Source organism: Binatus sp. (SeqCode) (assembly GCF_050013435.1).
Lineage (GTDB): Bacteria > Desulfobacterota > Binatia > Binatales > Binataceae > Binatus.
Genome location: NZ_JBEKFG010000031.1, coordinates 17,429 through 36,842, shown reverse-complemented (window position 1 = coordinate 36,842; position 19,414 = coordinate 17,429). Strand labels below are relative to the sequence as shown.

At 62.0% G+C, this 19,414-nt stretch carries 26 protein-coding genes, 1 tRNA gene, 1 pseudogene and 1 riboswitch; of the genes and pseudogenes, 21 read left to right on the top strand and 7 right to left on the bottom strand.

The genetic code is table 11. The features are described 5' to 3' along the window. Positions 1-161 precede the first annotated feature (161 nt). From ABSB13_RS08335 to ABSB13_RS08325, 3 genes are read left to right on the top strand one after another with little or no spacing between them, the layout of a single operon-like run. Positions 162-590, top strand: coding sequence for a hypothetical protein (locus ABSB13_RS08335; protein WP_428107351.1), 429 nt, complete (start codon positions 162-164; stop codon positions 588-590). Positions 591-636: 46 nt separating this feature from the next. Next, positions 637-816: a CsbD family protein gene (locus tag ABSB13_RS08330; protein ID WP_428107350.1), complete on the top strand. Its 180-nt coding sequence runs from the start codon at positions 637-639 to the stop codon at positions 814-816. A gap of 25 nt (positions 817-841) precedes the next feature. Next, on the top strand, positions 842-997 hold the full coding sequence (locus ABSB13_RS08325; RefSeq protein ID WP_428107349.1) for a DUF3309 family protein: 156 nt from the start codon (positions 842-844) through the stop codon (positions 995-997). 196 nt (positions 998-1,193) lie between these two features. On the opposite strand, the gene ABSB13_RS08320 is transcribed toward ABSB13_RS08325, so the two are convergent. Next, positions 1,194-1,343: a hypothetical protein gene (locus ABSB13_RS08320; protein ID WP_428107347.1), complete on the bottom strand. Its 150-nt coding sequence runs from the start codon at positions 1,341-1,343 to the stop codon at positions 1,194-1,196. Between the two features lie 35 nt (positions 1,344-1,378). Here ABSB13_RS08320 and ABSB13_RS08315 point away from each other — a divergent pair, with 35 nt between their 5' ends. The 6 genes from ABSB13_RS08315 to ABSB13_RS08290 all read left to right on the top strand — a co-directional run bounded on the left by ABSB13_RS08315 (position 1,379) and on the right by ABSB13_RS08290 (position 6,413). Further along, positions 1,379-2,350 carry a phosphatase PAP2 family protein gene (locus ABSB13_RS08315; RefSeq protein WP_428107346.1) on the top strand — a complete coding sequence of 324 codons (972 nt, stop codon included), beginning with the start codon at positions 1,379-1,381 and terminating at the stop codon, positions 2,348-2,350. Between the two features lie 118 nt (positions 2,351-2,468). Then, positions 2,469-3,116, top strand: a complete 648-nt coding sequence (locus tag ABSB13_RS08310; protein ID WP_428107345.1) for a protein-L-isoaspartate(D-aspartate) O-methyltransferase — start codon at positions 2,469-2,471, stop codon at positions 3,114-3,116. A gap of 83 nt (positions 3,117-3,199) precedes the next feature. Beyond that, positions 3,200-3,952, top strand: a complete 753-nt coding sequence (locus tag ABSB13_RS08305; RefSeq protein ID WP_428107344.1) for a peptidoglycan DD-metalloendopeptidase family protein — start codon at positions 3,200-3,202, stop codon at positions 3,950-3,952. Between the two features lie 54 nt (positions 3,953-4,006). Continuing rightward, complete coding sequence (locus ABSB13_RS08300) at positions 4,007-4,528, top strand: adenine phosphoribosyltransferase (protein ID WP_428107343.1); 522 nt, start codon at positions 4,007-4,009, stop codon at positions 4,526-4,528. Between the two features lie 3 nt (positions 4,529-4,531). Next, positions 4,532-5,449, top strand: coding sequence for a cation diffusion facilitator family transporter (locus tag ABSB13_RS08295; protein WP_428107341.1), 918 nt, complete (start codon positions 4,532-4,534; stop codon positions 5,447-5,449). A 49-nt stretch (positions 5,450-5,498) separates the two neighbouring features. Next, positions 5,499-6,413: a redoxin domain-containing protein gene (locus tag ABSB13_RS08290; protein ID WP_428107339.1), complete on the top strand. Its 915-nt coding sequence runs from the start codon at positions 5,499-5,501 to the stop codon at positions 6,411-6,413. On the opposite strand, the gene thiE is transcribed toward ABSB13_RS08290, so the two are convergent. The 3 genes from thiE to thiS are packed head-to-tail and all read right to left on the bottom strand — an operon-like array spanning position 6,361 to position 8,081. Further along, positions 6,361-7,050 carry a thiamine phosphate synthase gene (gene thiE / locus ABSB13_RS08285; RefSeq protein ID WP_428107337.1) on the bottom strand — a complete coding sequence of 230 codons (690 nt, stop codon included), beginning with the start codon at positions 7,048-7,050 and terminating at the stop codon, positions 6,361-6,363. The two genes, ABSB13_RS08290 and thiE, sit on opposite strands and share 53 nt — an antisense overlap. A gap of 6 nt (positions 7,051-7,056) precedes the next feature. After that, positions 7,057-7,833: a thiazole synthase gene (locus ABSB13_RS08280; protein ID WP_428107335.1), complete on the bottom strand. Its 777-nt coding sequence runs from the start codon at positions 7,831-7,833 to the stop codon at positions 7,057-7,059. 29 nt (positions 7,834-7,862) lie between these two features. Continuing rightward, entirely contained in the window at positions 7,863-8,081 is a 219-nt protein-coding gene (gene thiS / locus ABSB13_RS08275) for a sulfur carrier protein ThiS (RefSeq protein WP_428107333.1), read from the bottom strand. A gap of 49 nt (positions 8,082-8,130) precedes the next feature. Beyond that, a riboswitch (TPP riboswitch) is annotated at positions 8,131-8,229 on the bottom strand. A gap of 145 nt (positions 8,230-8,374) precedes the next feature. Here thiS and ABSB13_RS08270 point away from each other — a divergent pair. The 6 genes and pseudogenes from ABSB13_RS08270 (at position 8,375) to ABSB13_RS08245 (ending at position 11,149) form a co-directional block, all read left to right on the top strand. Continuing rightward, the gene (locus tag ABSB13_RS08270; RefSeq protein WP_428107332.1) at positions 8,375-8,647 is read left to right on the top strand and encodes a BrnT family toxin; all 273 of its coding nucleotides are present in this window, start codon (positions 8,375-8,377) and stop codon (positions 8,645-8,647) included. Continuing rightward, positions 8,644-8,886 (top strand): annotated as a pseudogene (locus ABSB13_RS08265) (BrnA antitoxin family protein); the annotation flags it as partial. The gene ABSB13_RS08270 and the pseudogene ABSB13_RS08265, both read left to right, overlap by 4 nt. Before the next feature lie 281 nt (positions 8,887-9,167). Then, on the top strand, positions 9,168-9,554 hold the full coding sequence (locus ABSB13_RS08260) for a hypothetical protein (protein WP_428107330.1): 387 nt from the start codon (positions 9,168-9,170) through the stop codon (positions 9,552-9,554). 311 nt (positions 9,555-9,865) lie between these two features. Further along, positions 9,866-10,159, top strand: a complete 294-nt coding sequence (locus ABSB13_RS08255) for a hypothetical protein (protein WP_428107329.1) — start codon at positions 9,866-9,868, stop codon at positions 10,157-10,159. Positions 10,160-10,413: 254 nt separating this feature from the next. Beyond that, positions 10,414-10,695, top strand: a complete 282-nt coding sequence (locus ABSB13_RS08250; RefSeq protein ID WP_428107327.1) for a helix-turn-helix transcriptional regulator — start codon at positions 10,414-10,416, stop codon at positions 10,693-10,695. A 4-nt stretch (positions 10,696-10,699) separates the two neighbouring features. After that, positions 10,700-11,149, top strand: a complete 450-nt coding sequence (locus tag ABSB13_RS08245; RefSeq protein WP_428107325.1) for a helix-turn-helix domain-containing protein — start codon at positions 10,700-10,702, stop codon at positions 11,147-11,149. A gap of 72 nt (positions 11,150-11,221) precedes the next feature. Here the strand turns inward: ABSB13_RS08245 and ABSB13_RS08240 are convergent, their stop codons facing one another. The 3 genes from ABSB13_RS08240 to ABSB13_RS08230 form a co-directional block, all read right to left on the bottom strand. Then, a complete protein-coding gene (locus ABSB13_RS08240; protein WP_428107324.1) occupies positions 11,222-12,877 on the bottom strand; it encodes a choice-of-anchor D domain-containing protein in 1,656 nt (551 codons plus the stop codon). A 247-nt stretch (positions 12,878-13,124) separates the two neighbouring features. Further along, a tRNA-Pro gene (locus ABSB13_RS08235) sits at positions 13,125-13,201 on the bottom strand. A 69-nt stretch (positions 13,202-13,270) separates the two neighbouring features. After that, on the bottom strand, positions 13,271-14,014 hold the full coding sequence (locus tag ABSB13_RS08230; protein ID WP_428107322.1) for an SDR family NAD(P)-dependent oxidoreductase: 744 nt from the start codon (positions 14,012-14,014) through the stop codon (positions 13,271-13,273). Positions 14,015-14,116: 102 nt separating this feature from the next. On the opposite strand from ABSB13_RS08230, the gene ABSB13_RS08225 reads away from it, so the two are divergent. The 6 genes from ABSB13_RS08225 to panC all read left to right on the top strand — a co-directional run bounded on the left by ABSB13_RS08225 (position 14,117) and on the right by panC (position 19,382). Then, positions 14,117-14,758 (top strand): hypothetical protein, encoded by a 642-nt coding sequence (locus tag ABSB13_RS08225; protein WP_428107321.1) that lies wholly within the window; start codon positions 14,117-14,119, stop codon positions 14,756-14,758. Positions 14,759-14,857: 99 nt separating this feature from the next. Further along, positions 14,858-15,628: a type III pantothenate kinase gene (locus ABSB13_RS08220; protein WP_428107319.1), complete on the top strand. Its 771-nt coding sequence runs from the start codon at positions 14,858-14,860 to the stop codon at positions 15,626-15,628. A gap of 17 nt (positions 15,629-15,645) precedes the next feature. After that, complete coding sequence (locus ABSB13_RS08215) at positions 15,646-16,524, top strand: MBL fold metallo-hydrolase (RefSeq protein ID WP_428107318.1); 879 nt, start codon at positions 15,646-15,648, stop codon at positions 16,522-16,524. Further along, entirely contained in the window at positions 16,514-17,428 is a 915-nt protein-coding gene (locus ABSB13_RS08210; protein WP_428107317.1) for a PDZ domain-containing protein, read from the top strand. Before ABSB13_RS08215 ends, ABSB13_RS08210 begins: the two co-directional genes overlap by 11 nt. Positions 17,429-17,700: 272 nt before the next feature. After that, positions 17,701-18,540, top strand: coding sequence for a 3-methyl-2-oxobutanoate hydroxymethyltransferase (gene panB, locus ABSB13_RS08205; protein WP_428107315.1), 840 nt, complete (start codon positions 17,701-17,703; stop codon positions 18,538-18,540). After that, positions 18,537-19,382, top strand: a complete 846-nt coding sequence (gene panC / locus ABSB13_RS08200; RefSeq protein WP_428107313.1) for a pantoate--beta-alanine ligase — start codon at positions 18,537-18,539, stop codon at positions 19,380-19,382. Before panB ends, panC begins: the two co-directional genes overlap by 4 nt. Positions 19,383-19,414: the final 32 nt, after the last annotated feature.

Genomic DNA, 19,414 nt, shown 5'->3' with positions numbered 1-19,414 from the left:
TTCTCAGATGATTATATTTTCCTCGGTTGACACTAGTAAATTGCTAGTTCAAAGTAGAGAAAGCCGGAATCGATATAAGAGTCGAGTCCCGACTTGATCCAGTTCTACAGTGGCCCTTCCGCTCGCCTTTGACCACGTTTTGCTAGACCAACGCCATTTGCATGATCGCAAGGCTTGAGGAGGCCCGCATGGCGCAACCTCGTCGCTACCTTGTATCCGCCAATCTATCAGCCAGCGCGGGAAAATTGAGCTTGCTGGCCGGAGTGACCGCCGGCTTCGCGTACTCGATCTTCGCGAGCTTTGTTGCCAATGCGCTCACGCCCGTCACCGGATATCTCGTCGAAGCGGATTCCTTTCGCCGCTCCGTATCCGGCCGCTACCAGGAAGTGCTCAGCCTCAACGGCGCCATTTCCACCTTGCTGGTATCGCTGGCCGTGTTCGTCGTGGTTTGGTGGTCGACGCGCGTGATTCTGGAGCACTGGCAGCGTGAGGATTGGGGGCGCATCGGTTCAATGGACCGAAGCTTGTCGGACGGACCGTTGCCCATACCGGTGGTAATCGAACCGCCGGCGTCCGCAGCTAACAAGTAAAATCGCACAAAATCGGAATTTCGGTTCAATAAAAGGAGAAAAACCAATGAGTGGAACAACTGACAAGGTTAAGGGACGCGTCGAAGAAGCGGCTGGCGTATTGACTAATGATCGCAAGCTGAAAAATCGCGGCAAGTTGGATCAAGCCACCGGCAACGTCAAGGATGCGATCGGAAAGACGATCGACAAGGCGGTTGCGGCGATCAATCACGACAACAAGCGCTAGTAAGTCGCGAGGTCTCGAAAAATAAATGCTATATACGATTCTGCTCGTAGTAATTGTACTGGCACTATTCGGCGCGCTTCCGATTCATTCTTTCAGTAGCCAATGGGGTTACATGCCCAGCGGCCTGATCGGGACGATTCTGCTCGTGTGGCTGGTGCTGTTCGTCCTGCGCCAGGCCTGAAGCCTCCGCATGCTGCGAAGCGACGAGGTGCTGGCGAGCTTCCCAGAGATGAGCAGAAGTTTTCGTCGCTTTCGCTTGCCGTGTCAGTAGTCGCCGCTTCAAGTCCGGCCACCTCGACCAGCTAAATACCTGTCAGTTCGGAAATCACGCGCCTGGCCGAAGGGCCGAGGAATTTGCACGGCCCGCTCGCGATACCTTAACCGTTGGCCGGCGTATCTATAAAATGACGCCGGCAATGGCGATTGATCTCGAAAATGTGCGCGAGCGGATAGTGCTCGAGCAGCTCGAACGCCGCGGGATAAAAGATCCGCGCGTGCTCGCCGCGATGCGCACGGTCCCCCGTCATCGCCGTCGCGCCGCCAGACCCACGAAGCAGGAATCATGGCTCAACTGACATTCAACATGGCTGTGATGCAATTCCTGGTAGACCACAGGAATGTTCTTCTCACGAAATTATTTCTGCTTGCCAGTTTCGCCGGGCAAGTCGAGGGATACATCCTGATCGTGACACTAATCTACGTCATGTTCGATAAGACGCTGGCTGTCCGGCTTGCGGTATTGCTGCTGCTGACGATGTGTCTCAATCACGTCCTGAAGATAACCATCAAGAATCCTCGGCCATTCGTCCATGAAGGCACCTATCTCCAGAAGTGGGCGGTATCAACCGAGAATGCGAAAGCAATTGCGACGGAGTATTCAACGCCCTCTGGTCACGCCATGGCCGGTTCGGCTTTCTACTCTTATCTCTATGCGTTTGTCGAAAATCCCGTCGTCAGAGTCATCGCAGTCCTGGCGATTCTTGCCACTGGATTTTCGCGCCCCTACCTCGGTGTCCACTATCCCGGGGACATTCTCATTGGTTGGGTGATTGGACTGCTCGTCGCCCTGGTGGCGATAAAACGCGCTGACGAAATCAGCGAGGGATGGGATAAGCTGTCATATAAGTATCAAGTGGCGATCGTTGTTGCCTCAAGCTTGATTCTCTGGCTCGCCACCATAGCTATCAACGGCTGGCGCATCGACGGCCAGCCCCGCGCATTTTTGGGCTATGCAGGATTCTTGACGGGTATCGTCATTGGCCGCCCCATTGAGTTGAGCACTGTGAACTTCGATCCCGGAAGCTCCACGCTACCGGCGAAAATCCTGCGATTCGCGATATCCGTTGCCATGGTGCTGGTGTCACTGGTCCTTCTCGATAAGGTTTTCGGAGCAATAGCCGATGACTTCTCGGTCCTGGGATACCTGTTGCAGTACATTCGCTACGTTATCGCCGGCGTCATAAACATATTCGTCGCGCCGCTATTTTTCACAAAACTCGGATTGGCTGAAACGAGCACTTTTGAGGCCTGCTGAATCGAAAAACGGCATTCTGTCATCTCCCGCGCACCGGAAATGACGGAATTCTCCGCCTCGGCAAGCCTGCTCGGATACCTTAATCGTTGCCCGGCGTATCTGTATAATAGCGGCGGCTATGGCGACCGATCTCGAAAACGCGCGCGAGCGGATGGTGCTCGAACAACTCGAACGCCGCGGGATAAAAGATCCGCGCGTGCTCGCCGCGATGCGCGCTATCCCCCGTCATCGGTTCCTTCCCGCGGAACTTCACGAGCACGCCTACGATGACGGTCCTCTGCCAATCGGCGACTCTCAGACTATTTCGCAACCCTACATGGTTGCGCTCATGAGCGAGGTCGCCGAGCTCCAGGGCACGGAGAAAGTTCTGGAAATTGGCACCGGTTCAGGTTATCAGGCTGCGGTGCTCGCGCGTCTGGCGCGCACCGTCTATTCCGTCGAGTGCAACGCGCATCTTCACGATCGCGCCCGCGCGCTTCTCAACTCGATGGGCTTCAGCAATGTCTATCTTCGATGCGCCGACGGTTCGGATGGATGGCCCGAGGAGGCGCCCTTCGACGTCGTGATGGTGACGGCGGCGATGCCCGGAATTGCTCTTCCGCTGCTGAATCAATTGACCGCGGATGGGCGATTGATCGCGCCGATTGGCGAAGATGAACTCCAGACCCTGGTGCGTATCAGCCGCAAGACCGGACATTGGAGCGAGGAATATTTCGGCGAGTGCCGATTCGTAAAGATGACGGGCAAGCACGGCTTTCAAGCTTAGCGCGCGGGATTCGCGCGGCTCGCAGGATGCGGTGCGGCGGGTAGCGGTGGTGACGGACGGCGGATGATGTGATCGCGCAGCGGATGACAGGGACGCGGTGGATTTCGCGCGCGCGCGTGGCGATCGCGCTCGCTGCGTCGCTCGCGCTGGCGGGATGCGTTGGCGGCTCGCCGCCTTCGACCTACGCTCCCGCCGGTGCGCAAGTCCCGGTCACGCACGTCGTCGTCGCGGGCGAGACCCTTTACCATATCGCGAATGAATACGGCGTCAGCGTCGGGCGCTTGATGGTGGCCAATGGACTCAGCGATCCACGCGAGCTGCGCGTCGGCCAGGTGCTGACGATCCCGGGCGCGTATCGGGCCGCGTCGATCGGGACTGCGTCCCGAGGGGTACATCCGTACACCGGCGAGCGGGCGTCGCGCCAATTCCAGTGGCCCGTGTCAAAAGGCGTGGTGTCGTCGGGATTCGGAATCCGTAACGGCGCGATGCACGACGGCGTCGATATCGCGGCGCCGGCCGGCACTCCCGTCTATGCCGCCGACAGCGGCGTGGTGATTTTTTCGGGTACGCTCCACGGCTACGGCAACGCGGTGATCATTCGTCACGACGACGAATACGCTACGGTGTACGCTCACAACGAGCGCAACCTGGTCAACGAGGGCAATCGGGTCGCGCGCGGGCAGGAGATCGGGGAAATCGGGCGCACCGGGCGCACTACCGGAGCCAATCTCCACTTCGAGGTGCGCCACGACAACGTTGCCAAAGACCCGCTCGCCTATCTGCCCGAGCCGACATCCTCCGGCGGAATCAGCTTTGCCGCGGCCGGCGGCAGCTAGTATCTTTGACCGTCGCCCGCGGGCCTGCCCGAAACCAGTGCGACGGAATCAACCATGACCATCGAAGAAATCAAGAAACTGATTCGTAACGTCCCGGACTTTCCCAAGCCCGGAATAATGTTCAGGGACTTCACCCCGCTAATCGCCGACGCGCGCGGTTTCGCCGCGGTAGTCGATCAGTTGGCGCAGCCTTACCTCGGCAAAGTGGACGTCGTGCTCGGAATCGAGTCGCGCGGCTTCATCGTCGGCGCGCCCGTGGCGTATCGATTGGGCGTCGGCTTCGCGATTGCTCGCAAGCCCGGCAAGCTTCCATCCAATACTGTGGATCAGGCCTACGACCTCGAGTACGGCAGTGCGTCGCTGCAGATGCATCAGGACGCGCTCGAAGGCCTGGGTCGCGTGCTGCTGGTCGACGACCTGCTGGCGACGGGCGGCACGGCTGCTGCGGCGCTGCAACTGGTGCAAAAGATCGGTGGCAATGTGATCGGATGCGCGTTCGTGGTCGAGCTCGACGCGCTCAAGGGACGCGAGCGCCTGGCGCCGGTCAACTGCTTCTCGCTGGTCCACTATGATTAAGCGATGCGGAGCCCGATAGATAATCGCGAACCGCGTGCGGCTGCGGATTCCGATCGGCGCCGCCTGCTAGTTGTCCTCGGCGTCACGTCGGTCTATTTCGTCACCGAACTCGTCGGCGGCTATCTGACGGGCAGCCTGGCGCTGCTTTCCGACGCGGTCCACATGCTCACCGACATCGCCGCGTTGTGCCTGGGGCTGCTGACGCTGTGGATATCGACGCGGCCCGCATCGTCGGCGAAAACCTACGGCTATCTTCGCGCGGAAATCCTCGGCGCGTTGCTCAACGGACTTTTTCTCTGGCTGCTGGTGGTCTTCATCTGGATCGAAGCGGCCGGCCGGCTGCGAAACCCGCGCCCGGTTTCAGGGCTGGGCGTGATGGCTGTCGCGATCGTCGGAATCGGCGTGAATGCCTTCTCCGCGTGGATGACCTCGACCGACGCGTCCGGCGGCCCAAGGCGTGGGATGGCTATCCGCGCGGTGTTCGTGCACGTCATCTCCGATCTCGTCGGCTCGGTGGGCGTGCTCGCTTCCGGCGCGCTCAACTATTTCACCGGATGGACGCAGGCCGATCCCGCCGTGAGCATATTGATCGGATGCCTGGTGCTGTACGGTTCGTGGGGTCTGGTGCGCGAGGGCGTGGACGTCCTGATGGAATCGGTGCCGTCGCATATTGATCTCGACGAAATGCGCAGCGACCTGCTGGCCGTCAGCGGTACCGAAGAAGTTCACGACCTTCACGTCTGGTGTCTGACCACCAGGCAGATCGCGCTGTCGGCGCACGCGGTGGTCGCGGCGGACGCGGATCGCGATCGAGTGCTCGCCGAGATGTGCCACCTGCTGCAGACCAAGTTCAACATCCACCATCTGACCTTGCAGCTTGAACGCGACAATCGCCGCGAACACGAGCCGGAACATTTTTGATTCAACCTCATTCCTCATTCAACCCGACGATGCTGCAAAGGCTCAACTGATGGCCACCTCGGAACCGCGCGGTCCGGGCGTGGACGACGCGGGCGCGCCGGAGTTGTACGACGAGCCCTGGGTCGTCCCGCCATTTCAGCCAATGCGGGCGATTGGCGCGGTCATCCTGATCGCGTGCGGCTTCGGCCTCTATGAATATGTGCTGGTGTCGTTCTGGTCGGTGCCGTGGATGGGCATTCACGAACGAATTCCGTGGCCCGCGTTCGCGATCGCGGCGGCTGCGATAGTGCTCTCGATTGCGGGGTTGCGCCTCGCGCTGGGACTCGATTCGCCGCACGCCAAACTCGGATTCGGGCTGCTCGCATTCCTGGCGTGCATCGTCGTTGGAGCGGGCGGCGGCCGATTCGTCAGCTACGCAATGCGCGGGACGCTGAATCCGCCCTTCACGCTGAAGCTCGCGGTCGGACAGCGATTCCCAAGTTTCGCGCTCGTCGATCAGAACAACTCGATCCGGCGCGGACCGGCGGCTTCCGACGCGCGCGCAACTTTAGTTTACATCTATCGCGGAGACTATTGCCCGTTCGCGCGGTTCGAGCTCGCCGAACTGACCGCACGTGCCGGGGATTTTCGCCGCGCCGGCATCGATACGCTTGCCATCAGCGCCGATCCCATCGAGAGGTCGAAGATGCTCGCGGGATTTCTCCGCACGAAAATCCCGCTGCTGAGCGACAGCGGCGAATCGATCCTCGCACCGCTCGGTCTCGTGCAACATCATCGCAACGCCGAGCCCGACAACGCGATACCGGCATTTTTTATCGTCGATCGAAATGGCTTCGTGCGATGGATTTTTACGTCGCGCTATTATCGTGAACTGCCGCGGCCGGATACTCTCCTCGATGCCGCAAAGTCGGTCATTGCCGGCGAGTCCACGACGGGTCAAGCGCCGACAGCATCGCCGCAGTAGCCAGGGCCGGCGAATCGGCGCCAAATATCGCTCCGATCGACGCGACTCCTGCGGGCCGCGCGGCCGGATCGGGCGATGCAAACAATTCGCGCGTGCGATCGGGCGTGATGCCGCCGAGGGCGAAGACCGGGATTGCGCCCGCGCCGCATGCCGCCCGAAGGCCGCTCGCACCCCACGCGGATCCGGCGGCCGGCTTGGATAGCGGATCGAAGACCGGGCCGAAAACCGCAAAGTCGGCGCCTTCGCGCGCGGCGCCGGCTACGTCGGGGGGCGAGTGAGTCGACACTCCGATGAGTCGGTCGGGCCCGAGCAGCTTGCGCGCCATGCTGACGCCGATGGAATCGGCGGGAAGATGAACCCCGTCGGCATCCGCGGCGATTGCCACATCGACGCGATCGTTGACGATCAGCGGCGCACCGGCGCGCGAGCAAATTGCGCGAAGGCGCAGCGCCAGTTCGTAGAGAGCGCGCGCGGATAAATCTTTTTCGCGGAGTTGCAATGCGACGGTTCCGGGCGGCGCGGCTGCCCGCGCCACGGTCAGCGCGGCTTCGCACGCCGAGATGAGATCGCCGCTGCGGACGGCGCGGCGATCGGTGATCAGATAAAGTCGAAAGCTGACGCGCGGCCGCGACGACAAGGCTGGCTACCCGATCAGGCCGGTCAGCGGGCTGGAGGCGGTCGCGTAGAGCCTGCGCTCGATTCGGCCGGCGCGAAACGCCAGGCGCCCCGCCTCGACCGCGAGCTTCATCGCACGCGCCATCGCAAGAGGATCCTTCGCGCCCGCGATCGCGGTGTTCATCAGCACGCCGTCGCATCCGAATTCCATCGCCTCGGCGGCGTCGGAGGCGGTCCCCACGCCCGCATCGACGATCACCGGGACCTTCGCCTGCTCGATGATGATCGCGAGGTTGAACGGATTGCGGATTCCCAGGCCCGAGCCAATCGGCGCCGCCAGCGGCATCACCGCCACGCATCCGATCTCCTGGAGCCTCAGGCAAGTCACCGGATCGTCGGTGACATACGGCATCACCTTGAATCCCTCCTTGACCAGCACGCGGGCCGCTTCGATCGTCGCGGCGACATCGGGAAACAGGGTCCGGGTGTCGCCGATCACCTCGAGCTTGACGAGATCGCCCACGCCGACCTCGCGCGCGAGGCGGCAGGTGCGAACCGCCTCGTCGGCGGTGAAGCATCCGGCGGTGTTGGGAAGAATCTGGTAGCGCTTGGGATCGAGATAGTCGAGCAGATTTTCCTTGCCGCGATCGGTGATGTTCACGCGGCGCACCGCGACGGTCACTATTTCGGCGCCGCTGGCTTCGACGGCAGCCCTGGTCTCGGCGAAGTCGCGATACTTGCCGGTGCCGACGATCAGGCGCGAGTTGAATTTCATCCCGCCCAGTTCAAATGGAGTGTCCTGCATATTTACTTTCACTGCCTTGCGGGCGGTGGTTATCCGCCGCCGACGAAGTTGATTATCTCGACACGGTCGCCCGCCCTTACAATCGTCTCATCGTAGCTGGCCCTGGGCACGATCTCGCGGTTGAGCTCGACGGCCACGCGGCTGCGGCGCATGTTGAGGCGTTCGAGCAGGGCGGTCAGGGGGATGTCGGCGTCGAGAGGGTACGGGTCGCCGTTGAGTGTGATTGCGGTTGCGATGGAGTCCGACATTTTTGAGCCGCTTCCCTCGTATTGGGAAGCGGCCCGGGCGCAACCGTGAAGGTTGCGCTGTCGGCTTCCCTACGCCGGCATTACCCGGATCAGGTTCGAGGGGTTCCCGCAGGATCTCAGTGCGTAACGCACACCCCCAGCCCAACGCGACTATACGATCAAGCTGCCGAGATTGTCAAAAACGCGCACGCCGCGCGCGGGGCGGGCAGGGGTCCGGAAATCACTCGCGGGTCTCAGGCACGGGTGGACGCGTGGGATAATCTGGTGTACAAATATGCACAGGCGTTGCAGTAGTGGAATTTGAGTGGGATCCGAACAAGGCAGCCAGCAATCTTCGCAAGCACGGAGTCCGCTTCGCAGAAGCTGTTGCCGTGCTTGAGGACCATGCAGCGCTGAGCATGCCAGACGACAGTGCTCTGGAAGACCGCTTTGTTGCCCTTGGCATGGACTCGCTCGGAAGGATTCTGGTGGTAGTTTACGCAGTTCGCGGCACTGGAATCAGAATCATTTCGGCGCGCAAGGCGACGCGACGGGAGCGGTCGCAGTACGAGGGAAAACACAGATGAAAAGGGAATACGATTTCAGCAAGGCCAAGCGTGGCCCGGTTGTGCCTACGGCGCCGGGAAAGACTCGAATAACGATTCGCCTCGACAACGATGTCATCGAGCATTTCCAGAACATCGTGGATCGCGCTGGCGGTGGGAACTACCAGACGATGATCAATGCCGCGCTGCGCGAATATATCCAGGGCGCGCGTCTGGAAGCGGTGGTACGCCGGGCGGTTCGCAAAGAGGTCGAGGCAATAAGAGCGCATGCTTCATCCTCCGCTGCTGCACGTCCAGCTAAGAAGCAGAATAGAGGGGAATCGCTAGCCGCAATTCAACTCGAACTCGCTTTAGAAGCGCGTCGAGGCTCTGGGGCAACAACAACATCGGTTCCGGTCATGCAAAACGCGGGAGCAGTACCTGATCCAACGAAGACAATTCAGAAACAAGCTTTCGGCGCGAAGATAATTTATTTGTCTGAGTATAAACAAAAAGAATTCGGACATGGTGAAGGTGATTTGCCAAAGATGGGAGTATACTAATGCCAGACGAAGCAAAGGCACAGCCAGCTACACGATTCGAGCGTACGGAAAACTTCGCTTCATCTTACGCAAATGGCGTATCGTTTGAGCCAAGTGCATGGGATTTAAAGGTCATTTTTGGCCAACTTGATCAGGCATCTGGTGCAACTATCGTAAAACAGCACCTCGCCGTCACTATTCCTTGGGCGCAGGCGAAACTCGCGCTTTTCTGGCTCCGTATTCAAGTCGAAGCCATGGAAGAACAGACCGGAAAAATTCCGCTCCGCAAAGACGTACTTCCGCCCGAACCGCCCCCCCTAACGGCTGAGCAGAAAAGTGATCCTGCTGCGAAAAGGTTTTACGAGGCGTATGTGAAAGCCCGCGAACAGTTCATCGCTAGTCTGTAAGCTAGTCTGTAAACGGTAAAAGGCGTTTACTTCGACCAGCGTTTCTGGGCGGCTTTTTGGGCAATCTCTCGGCGTTTTTCAGGGCTAAGCCGCTCGGGTCTCGCCGGAGTCAGTTCTAGGCACCGCACGATCTTCGGTGTACGTTCGGGCGTATCGCGGTCAGGCCGACGACACGTGGTTGCGTTGCCCTCGCGCGCGCGCGCGATAGTCTGTCGGGTGCACGCGGCGGATCTGCATCGCGAGCTGGCGCACGACGGAGCGGCATAGGGAGTGGACGAACTGACTAAAGAAAACGAGGAGGAACGGAAAAGATGAGACACGCAACACTCATTCTCGGCGGGCTCGCCCTGTTTTGGACAGTCCAATACAACCCGCCAACCTACATCAATCCCCAGCCTGGCGGCGGCTATATCATCACCCAGCCCGGCGCGCCAACCTATCAGCCTCCCGTTTACGTCAATCCCCAGCCTGGCGGCGGTTACATCGCGACCCAGCCGGGCGCCCGAATCTACCAGCCGCCTACTTACTATAACCCGCAACCGGGCGGCGGATACATCGTTACGCAGCCGGGTGCCGGGAACTCCGGCGCATACGGCGGACGATAACTAACGAGCCGTCCAAGTATCTCGCAGCGCATTTGATACCGGCGGCCGGGGCGAAGATCGCTCATTGCGGCGGGCTCGTGAGGTGAAGTAGAGAGAGAATCTCGCCGGGGACGCGGCCGTCCGGCTCGCGGCTTTGGACCCATGCTTCGGCAAGGCTCAGGTGCACAGGCGGATTGCAGGCGCAGCACTTGATCGCGCCGCGGGGCGACAGCCAGAACCATCGCGAGCCGCAGGAGAATGAGGGAGATCACACCATGAGCAGGGGGCTGGATTCTGTGAAGAAGAAGATGCTGGCGGACCGCGAAGTCCGGACGGCCTACGCCGCATTGAACGAAGAATTCGCTCTTGCACGCGAACTGATCGCCGCGCGCGTTCGCGCTGGTTTCACACAGGCCCAACTGGCGCATCGCATGGGTACGACTCAATCGGCCATAGCACGGCTTGAGAGTGGCGCTCAGTTACCCAGCGTCAAGACGCTACTGCGCTTCGCGAAGGCCACAGACTCGCGGCCCGTCCTTAAACTACGGGCAGCCTGAAAGAATGAAGACTCGGACTGCCATTCGGACTCTGAAGAAACCCGATTCGCTGGAACCTTTTCTTGCCATCCGTACTGAGCGCGAGTACGACGCGGCGGTCGAGCGCCTCAACTCGCTGGTGGACGACGTTGGCGACCATCCCAAAGACCCGCGTTATCGCCTGATCGAAACCGTAAGCGTGCTGATCGAGGCGTACGACCGGGAGCAGCACGGCCTGCCGGAAGCTTCCGGCATCGAGGTGCTTCGCTTCCTGATGGAGCAGCACGGCCTCACTCAAAAGGATCTGCCCGCGGTCGGCAGCCAGGGCGTAGTCTCCGAAGTCTTGGCTGGCCGCCGCCGTCTCAACGTGCGGCAAATTCAGGCGCTTGCCGCGCGCTTTGGAGTCGATCCGGGGGTCTTTATAGATGCGAGCCGCAGCGTTCCTCGTCAGCACGCGGAGCGAATGATTCACTGATCCAAGGTGGTTCTGATTTGGTCGGGGGGGGGCGGGATTTGAACCGGCGAGCACGCGCACTGCGTGCGGCGGCTAGGAGCCGGTGCCGGTCAGGCTCACATTATACGGGCTTTGCGGGTCGGGGCTCGCCGTGACACTGAGCGTCGCTGAGCGCGCGCCAGCGCCGCCCGGCGTGAAAGTCACGATGCAGGTGCAGCTCGACTTGGCCGCGAGCGTGCCGCTGCACGTCCCCCCCGTCACTGTGAAGTCGCCCGCATTGGTCCCGGTGATGCTCTTGCTGAGCGTCACCGCCACCGGCTGCGCGTTCTTCACCTTGACCTTCTTGCTTTTCTTTGCGCTCAACTTGACCGTGCCGTAAGCGATCCGGTCGGGCGATACCGCCACGTCGGCCAATCCCGTCCCCGACAGCGCCACTTTCTGCTCGCCCATCCCCGCGTTGTCGTGGAGCGTGAGGGTTGCGCCGCGCTTGCCGGACGCGCCCGGCGTGAAGCTGACGATGGTCGTGCAAGTCGAGCCCGGCGCCAGACCGATGCCGGCCGACGGGCAGGTCGAGGCGCCCGCATCGAGCTCGACAGGATCGCTGGATGACACGCTGGTCACGAACAGCACCTCGCGGCCGGTATTCTTGAGGGTCAAGTCCTTTGTGACCGTATGGCCGACGGGTTCGCTGCCGAATGAGAGCGAAGCATTAACCGATATCACGGTCGCCGGTGTCGGCGTCGCCGCCGGCGAGGCATCCCCGGGCAGGAGGGCGATGTACATAGGCGCGGATAATTCTGTCTGCGAACCGCTGATGGTCGCGGCCGGCGCGACGTCGCCGTTGCTCCCCGGCGGGTAGACAAACACGCTGGCGGCGTAGAAGTCCGCCACATAAATGTTGCCGCTGGAATCCACCGCAATGCCGTATGGCCACAGCAGGCCGTCGTTGGCCCCGTAGCCGGGGAGATTGGCGATGGGAGGGACGTCGCCGTTGCTTCCGGCCGAATAGACAAACACACCGCCGAAGAAGGAGGCCGTCACATAGATGTTATCGCTGGAATCCAGCGCGATGCCGATTGGGTACGTCAGCTGGTCGCTGGTTCCGTAGCTGGGGATGGTCGCGCTGGGGGTGGCGTCGCCGGTGCTCCCCGCCGCATAGACAAGCACGCCGTTTTCGTCGGCTACATATATGTTGTCGCTGGAATCGAGCGTGATATCGGTTGGGCAGGACATCGCCGAACTGCTGATGGTGGCGATGGGGGAGACGTTGCCAGTGCTCCCGGCCGCATAGACAAACACCCTGGCGGGGCCGCCACATGAATTGTTACCGGTGTCCGTCACATAGATGTTGCCGCTGGAATCCACGGCGATGCCGAGAGGATCCTTCAGGCCGGTGTCGGATCCGCTGATCGTGGCGCTCGGGGCGGCGTCGCCGGTGCTGCCGGCTGGATAGACGACCACGCTGGCGGGGCTGTCATTGGCCACATAGATGTTGCCACTGGAATCCTGCGCGACGCCTTGTGGCGAACTCAAGCCGGTGATGGCGGCGCCGGGGGAGACGTCGCCGGTGCTGGCGGCGGGATAAGCCGTCACGGCGTTGGTGTGGCCGTCGGTAACGTAAAGCATCGGGGTCGGCGTCGGGGTGGGGTCGGCGCGCCCTGAAGAACTATGAAGGCCGACAATCGCAAACGCGGCCGCAGCCACGAACGCTACCGCGCCGATCCGTGCTTTTCCCGCGTGCTTGTTCATTTTCTTTTCCCCAGGTTCAACGGGGAAGCCATCCGATACTACATCAATGAGGCTAATAGAGCCCGCGCCGCGGCGCAATCAAGATTTACGTCTCTGGCGGAAATTGCCGTTGTCGATTCGCGCGACGAGGCAATTGAAGGAGGGTTTTTTGGCGGGAAGCGGCTGAGGATGAAACGTGGGGTGGCTATTTCAATCGATCGTCAGCGCAGGAGAGCGCGCGGACTCGGTTATCGCAAAGAGGGTTAGTTGGTCGGGGTGGCCGGATTTGAACCGGCGACCACTCGCACCCCAAGCGAGTGCGCTACCAGTCTGCGCCACACCCCGACGCTGGGAACATTATATTTTCGCTGCCGCCAAGACCACACCCATCCGCGGACGAGCGGGAGCAGTGAATCAGCTCTTTTTCTTCGGCGCGACGCGCGGACGCCATTGCACGAACGATCGCAGATCGACCTGGAACGTCCACGCGCTTTTCGACTGATCGATCAGATGGACGATCTCGTCGCATATCGCCGCGGGCGGAACGAAGTGCGCCGGGTCAACCTCGGGCATCGACTCCCGCACTCGCGCACTGTCCACGGCGCCGTCCACGTCGAGCGCGGCAGCATGCACGCCGAGATGCATGAACTCGTAGGCGACAGACTCGGCGATCGCGCGCTGCGCCAGCTTCGACGCGTTGTAGGCGGAGTATTGCGCCGGTCCGCTGCGCGATTCCGATCCCAGCACGAAAATCACGGTGCCGGCCTTGCGCTCGGCCATCTTGCCGATGACGGCCTGGGTGCAGAAGAACGGTCCGTAGGCGTTGACCTTGAGCTGGAAGTCGAAATCCTCTTCGGTGATTTCGGTGAAGCGCTTGCGCAGATAGGCGCCCGCGTTGTTGATCAACACGGAGATCGGTCCGAGTTCGCGCTCGACGGTCTCGACTGCGGCGATGACCTGATCGCGGCGCGCGACGTCGGTCGGGGTCACGACTGCCTTGCCGCCCTGGGCGCGAATTAATTCGGCGGTTTCGTCGAGCTGCGACTTGGTGCGGGCGATCAGCCCGACCGCGTAGCCTTCTTTTGCCATTCGAAGCGCGATGTCGCGGCCGATGCCGCGGCCTGCGCCGGTTACCAATGCGACTTTTGCTTCCGACATAGGGCGGAATCTTAGCCGCTGGCGGCCAGCGTGCAAACCTCCGCGCAAGCGCATCGCGGCGTTCGCCTTGGCACTCGACGAATCGAGTGGTAGGTTCGAATTATGAGCACGCGGCCGGCGCGATTGATCGTTGCGATATTCGCAGCGTTCGCGATGACCGTCCTGGTGAACGCGCGCGCAGCGTTTTCGCAGGATGCCGAGGATTCCGCCGCGGTGGCCGACGTCAGTTTGGCAGGACCCGGACCTGACCTCGATGCCGACGTGGAAACGGCCGACAAGGTCCTGGAGATTCCCCAGGCGGCGTGCGCCACCGACGACGTCCCAGTCGCCTGCGCCGATGGCAGCGATGAGGACGCCGCCGGCGGCGAGGGTATCAATGCGTCGTCGCCGGGTGCGCCGGCATCTCTCGATGACGACACGGCAGACGCCAGCTCGTCCAATCAGGATTGGGGCACGCTCGCCGATTACCAGAACCAGCCGGCTTACGGGGTTCCCAACGCGGTGTATGGTTCCACGGTGATTGTCGTGGCGGGAACGATGAACAGGCCGTGGCAATTATCCGCGTCGCCCTTCGCGGCGATGAGCAACCCGATGATGCAGGCCGCGCGCCCGCCACTGAGTCCCGGCCTGTTGATGAATTCTCCCTGGATGCCCGGGTTCAACCACCCGTTGGGCAATCCGACGATGGGGATGATGATGACTCATGGGTCGTTCGGACCGCATCATTTCGGCTTCCATCATTGACGGCGCCTGGGCAGCCGTTTCGTTTGCACTGAGTTCACGCGCTATTATCTTGGCCCGATTGCGCCGCACTCGACGGCGATGGTCGGACGGAGATTTGTCATGCTGATAACGGTGGACGTCGGCAACACCGATACCGTGATTGGAATTTACGAAGGCGAGCGCCTGCGCAATCACTGGCGCATCTCGACCGTTCCCGACCGCACCACCGATGAACATGGCGCGCTGCTCAGCACTCTGTTGGCGGCGGCGGGGCTGGAGGGGGTCCTCAGGCCTGAAGGGGTTGTGATCGCGTGCGTGGTCCCGCCGCTGAACCAGGTGATGGAGCAAGTCGCCGAGCGCTATTTCCATTGCGCCGCGCTGATAGTGGGGCCTGGAATCAAAACCGGGATGCCGATCCTCTACGAGAATCCCAAGGAAGTGGGCGCAGACCGAATCGTCAACGCGGTCGCCGCCTACGAGCGCTACGGATGCGCATCCATCGTCGTCGATTTTGGCACCGCGACCACGTTCGACTACGTGACCGGCAAGGGCGAGTACGCCGGCGGCGCGATCGCTCCGGGCCTGGGCGTCTCGATGAACGCGTTGATCGAGCACGCGGCGAAGCTCTATCGCGTCGAGCTGGTTCGTCCGCGCGAGGTCGTCGGCCGCACCACGGTCGGCTCGATTCAGTCCGGGCTGATCTTCGGCTACACCGCGCTGGTGGACGGGCTGGTCGGGCGCATCCTGAAGGAACGCGGCGAAAAGGCGCGCATCATAGCGACCGGCGGTCTCGCCCAGCTTATCGCGCCCGAGAGCGAAACGATTGAAGAGGTGGACGAGTTTCTGACGTTGAAAGGGCTCAGGCTGATCTTTGAGCGCAACCGGCGCTAGTTCTTGAGGGACCTTTGATGAGCAAGCCCGGGCGAGTCGTGACCGATTCGATGATCGGACTCAAGATGCCGGATTACGCGCGGATCACCCCGCGGGTTGCGACCGTGCTCGGCCAGAATCCGAATCCGTTTACGGGACCCGGCACGAACACCTACATAGTTGGCACCTCGAAGCGGCCGCTGCTGCTCGACACGGGCCAGGGGGTGGCGATATACGCCGACCTGCTGGAAGCGGCGCTCAAGGAACTCTCCGGCAGTGTCGAACTCGAACGGATCGTCCTGACTCATGCGCACGTCGATCATCTGGGAGGCGTGCGCCAGGTGATCGAAAGATTCGGCGAGCTGGAAGTATTGAAGATGCCGTGGGAGGGCCACGATGCTCCCGCGGGCGCGATTTCCGCGATTGGCCATGGCGCCGTAATTCAGACCGAAGGCGCCACCCTGCGTGCGGTATTTACGCCCGGGCACTCGCCCGATCACTTGTGCTATTATCTTGAGGAAGAGCGCGCATTGTTCACGGGGGACGTCGTGCTGGGCGCAGGTACCACAGTCATTCCCGACGATACTGGCGACCTCGGCGAGTATATGGATTCGCTCAGGCGCTTGCTTGAGCTTGAGCTCGAGACGATTTATCCGGCGCACGGCCCGGTCATCCGCAATCCGAAAGAGAAGATTCGTGACTACATCGCGCATCGCGAATTGCGCGAACGCCAGGTGCTCGAGGCGCTCGCGGACGGTGCGGGACCGCTCGAGGTGATGGCGATCGTGAAGAAGATCTACGTTGACGTTCCCGAGTATCTGCATCTTGCCGCTGCAAGCTCGGTCCGCTCTCATCTGCGAAAGCTCGAGCGAGAGGGCCGCGTGGTGGAGCATGAAAAGCGCTGGAGTGTCAGTTAGCAAAGCGCGGATGCATCACGCTTTTGGCGCATCGATCGCCGCGATGCTGCTGGTTGCGTTCTTAAGCGCGCCCGCGGCAGCGCAGTCGGGCGCCGAAACCACAGCCTCCGAGACGTGGAAGACGGCGGCCGCGTCAGCAGCAGCGTCAACCTCAACCGCGGGATCCGGCGCCGGCGCACCGATCGCGGAAGCTCCTGTGGCTTCGCCTCCGCGTACTGCCGTCGCGCCATCCGCGGATTCCGCGACCGCCGCCGGCACCTCGAACATCGTTGCGACGCCGCTCGACATGGACAGCGCGCAGCCCGGCACCGCGGAGATTCCGCCCGCCAATCCTGCCGACGCGTCGCAGCAGCAGCAGCCGAGCCCTGCTGATTCGCAGTCGTCCTATCAGAGCAATGAAGTCCTGCGTTATCAGGAGGAGCAGAGCGGGATGCCGCCCGAGCAGCTCAGGAGCTTGCAGGAGTTCGACAGCGAGGGCGAGCTTTCGACTCCATTCGGAATGCAATTGCGTGAAGCAAAGCGCACGCTCAAATCCGGCGAAGAGGCTGACGGCTTGCTGATTACGGTCGTCGCGAAGGGCAGCCCGGCCGCGGCGGTCGGCTTACATGCCTACAGTCACGGCGTCCATGACGCGCTTACCGGTGTGGTGGTCGCGAGCTCGATGGTTCCGTTCGGGCAATTCGCCATTCTGCTGCTGCCGGTGCTTGACTATGCGCAAGTCGGCGAGAGCTACGACATGATCATCGGCGTCGATGGCTCGCGGGTGACAAACTTTCTCGACTTTCAGGACCGGATGCGCGACCTTCAGCCGGGCGAGTTGATCTACTTAAGCGTCGTGCGCGACGGCAAACGCCTGCAGGTGACGATGCCGGTGCCGGCCAACGTATTGCAAGCCACCAACTGATCGAGCTTCCCAAGCTTTACGCGCCCGGCGACTTTCTCTATATTGTTGAACTCGTCCGTCGAGGAAGATTTTTCCGGCGAGACGGGGTTGAGTTGAGTGCCTCCCGTGCGGAGGCGATGACATTTGGCGTCTGCTCGCGCCTGGATCCGATGTTTGGACCGGGACTCCGAGTGATTCGAGCGCTCGTTCATTCGAGGTCGCTCTGATGCGGGGTTGCCGGGTACGCGGCAGCCCCGATTTTGTTGGAGCGACAGGATCGATTGGGAGAGAATATGACGCAAGACAAAGTTCGCGTGCCCGATCTCGCGCGCATGAAGGCCGCGCGGCAGCCGATCACGATGCTGACGGCGTACGACTTTCCATTTGCGAGAATCTTCGACAACTGCGGCGTCGATCTGCTGCTCGTCGGCGATAGTCTCGCCATGGTGGTGCGCGGCGAGGCCAACACCCTGGCCGTCACCATCGACGAGGTCATCTACCACACCCGTGCGGTAGCGCGCGCGCGACGCCGTGCGCTGGTCGTCGCCGACATGCCGTTCCTGTCGTACCAGGTAAGTCCCGAAGAGGCGTTGCGCAACGCCGGCCGCCTGGTCAAGGAAGGCGGCGCCGAGGCAGTGAAGCTCGAAGGCGGTGTAGCGATAGCCGAAGCGGTGGCGAGAATCACGGCGGTCGATATTCCCGTGATGGGACACGTCGGACTGACGCCGCAGTCGGTTCATCGGATGGGCGGGCATCGCGTGCAAGGCCGCAAATCCGGCCGCGCTCCCGGATGCCGCGAACGACTGCTTGAAGACGCCGCCGCACTGGAAGCCGCGGGCGCATTCGCGATCGTGGTCGAGGGCGTGCCGCCGTCGTTGGCGCGCGAGATTACCGCCCACGTCGCTATCCCGACTATCGGCATCGGCGCCGGGCCCGATTGCGACGGCCAGGTGCTCGTTATGCACGACATGCTTGGCTTGGGCGAGTCGTGCGCGCCGCGCTTCGCCAAGCCGTTCGCGCATTTGTGGAACGAGGCCGCGGCGGCCGCAAGCAGCTACGTACGCGAAGTGAAGGAGCACGCGTTTCCGGCGCCGGAGAATTGCTATGCCGAATCGAGGAGCGCGGCGCGATGATGGTCATTACTTCACCCGGCGAGATGACCCGCTTCGCCGAGAGCGCTCGCGCCAGCGGCAAACGAATTGCTTTGGTTCCCACGATGGGGTTTCTGCACGAAGGGCATCTGGCGCTGATGCGCGAGGGCCGGCGGCAATCCTCGGTTCTGGTCGCGTCGATTTTCGTCAATCCCACCCAGTTCTGCCCCGGCGAGGACTTCGCGCGCTATCCGCGCAACTTCAAGCGCGACTGCGCGATGCTCGAGACCGCGGCGGTGGACGTGGTGTTCGCGCCGGAGCCGAGTGCGATGTACTCGACCGACGCGCAGACCTGGGTCGAAGCGGGCGAGATCACCAGCGGTCTGTGCGGGGCGCATCGCCCCGGCCATTTCCGCGGCGTGACGACGGTGGTCGCCAAGCTGTTCAACATCGTCAAACCGCATCTGGCGGTTTTCGGCGAGAAGGACTTTCAGCAGTTGCGCGCGATCCAGCAGATGGTTCGTGACCTGAACTTCGACGTCGAAATTATCCCGGTGCCGATAGTGCGCGAGAAGGACGGCCTCGCGATGAGTTCGCGCAACGCCTACCTGTCGCCCGCCGAGCGCGAAGACGCGCTCGCGCTGAGCCTCGCGATCCGGGCAGCCCGCGAGAAGCATCGCGCGGGCGCATGCTGCGCCGAGGAAATAGTGTTTGCGGCGACTCGAGTGCTCAACCGGCTGAAAGGCGTCGCAATCGAGTACGTCGAAGCAGTGGATGCGGAGACGCTCGCGCGCCATCCCTCGCTCGATCGTCCGATTCTAATTGCGATAGCGGCGCGCGTCGGCAAAACGCGGCTAATCGACAACGCGGTGCTCCAGCCGTAAGCGCGCCGGTCGCGCCCGGTCAGGTCATCAGG

Bases quoted from the DNA above. Each gene is read 5' to 3' on its own strand.
- ABSB13_RS08240 (WP_428107324.1), bottom strand. From the start codon at position 12,877: ATGAACAAGCACGCGGGAAAAGCACGGATCGGCGCGGTAGCGTTCGTG.
- ABSB13_RS08220 (WP_428107319.1), top strand. From the start codon at position 14,858: ATGCTGATAACGGTGGACGTCGGCAACACCGATACCGTGATTGGAATT.
- ABSB13_RS08250 (WP_428107327.1), top strand. From the start codon at position 10,414: ATGAGCAGGGGGCTGGATTCTGTGAAGAAGAAGATGCTGGCGGACCGC.
- ABSB13_RS08310 (WP_428107345.1), top strand. From the start codon at position 2,469: ATGGCGACCGATCTCGAAAACGCGCGCGAGCGGATGGTGCTCGAACAA.
- ABSB13_RS08300 (WP_428107343.1), top strand. From the start codon at position 4,007: ATGACCATCGAAGAAATCAAGAAACTGATTCGTAACGTCCCGGACTTT.
- panB (WP_428107315.1), top strand. From the start codon at position 17,701: ATGACGCAAGACAAAGTTCGCGTGCCCGATCTCGCGCGCATGAAGGCC.
- ABSB13_RS08325 (WP_428107349.1), top strand. From the start codon at position 842: ATGCTATATACGATTCTGCTCGTAGTAATTGTACTGGCACTATTCGGC.
- ABSB13_RS08290 (WP_428107339.1), top strand. From the start codon at position 5,499: ATGGCCACCTCGGAACCGCGCGGTCCGGGCGTGGACGACGCGGGCGCG.
- ABSB13_RS08255 (WP_428107329.1), top strand. From the start codon at position 9,866: ATGAGACACGCAACACTCATTCTCGGCGGGCTCGCCCTGTTTTGGACA.
- ABSB13_RS08225 (WP_428107321.1), top strand. From the start codon at position 14,117: ATGAGCACGCGGCCGGCGCGATTGATCGTTGCGATATTCGCAGCGTTC.
- ABSB13_RS08215 (WP_428107318.1), top strand. From the start codon at position 15,646: ATGAGCAAGCCCGGGCGAGTCGTGACCGATTCGATGATCGGACTCAAG.
- thiS (WP_428107333.1), bottom strand. From the start codon at position 8,081: ATGTCGGACTCCATCGCAACCGCAATCACACTCAACGGCGACCCGTAC.
- ABSB13_RS08305 (WP_428107344.1), top strand. From the start codon at position 3,200: ATGACAGGGACGCGGTGGATTTCGCGCGCGCGCGTGGCGATCGCGCTC.
- ABSB13_RS08320 (WP_428107347.1), bottom strand. From the start codon at position 1,343: ATGACGGGGGACCGTGCGCATCGCGGCGAGCACGCGCGGATCTTTTAT.
- ABSB13_RS08245 (WP_428107325.1), top strand. From the start codon at position 10,700: ATGAAGACTCGGACTGCCATTCGGACTCTGAAGAAACCCGATTCGCTG.
- panC (WP_428107313.1), top strand. From the start codon at position 18,537: ATGATGGTCATTACTTCACCCGGCGAGATGACCCGCTTCGCCGAGAGC.
- ABSB13_RS08280 (WP_428107335.1), bottom strand. From the start codon at position 7,833: ATGCAGGACACTCCATTTGAACTGGGCGGGATGAAATTCAACTCGCGC.
- ABSB13_RS08295 (WP_428107341.1), top strand. From the start codon at position 4,532: ATGCGGAGCCCGATAGATAATCGCGAACCGCGTGCGGCTGCGGATTCC.
- ABSB13_RS08335 (WP_428107351.1), top strand. From the start codon at position 162: ATGATCGCAAGGCTTGAGGAGGCCCGCATGGCGCAACCTCGTCGCTAC.
- ABSB13_RS08330 (WP_428107350.1), top strand. From the start codon at position 637: ATGAGTGGAACAACTGACAAGGTTAAGGGACGCGTCGAAGAAGCGGCT.
- ABSB13_RS08315 (WP_428107346.1), top strand. From the start codon at position 1,379: ATGGCTCAACTGACATTCAACATGGCTGTGATGCAATTCCTGGTAGAC.
- ABSB13_RS08230 (WP_428107322.1), bottom strand. From the start codon at position 14,014: ATGTCGGAAGCAAAAGTCGCATTGGTAACCGGCGCAGGCCGCGGCATC.
- ABSB13_RS08260 (WP_428107330.1), top strand. From the start codon at position 9,168: ATGCCAGACGAAGCAAAGGCACAGCCAGCTACACGATTCGAGCGTACG.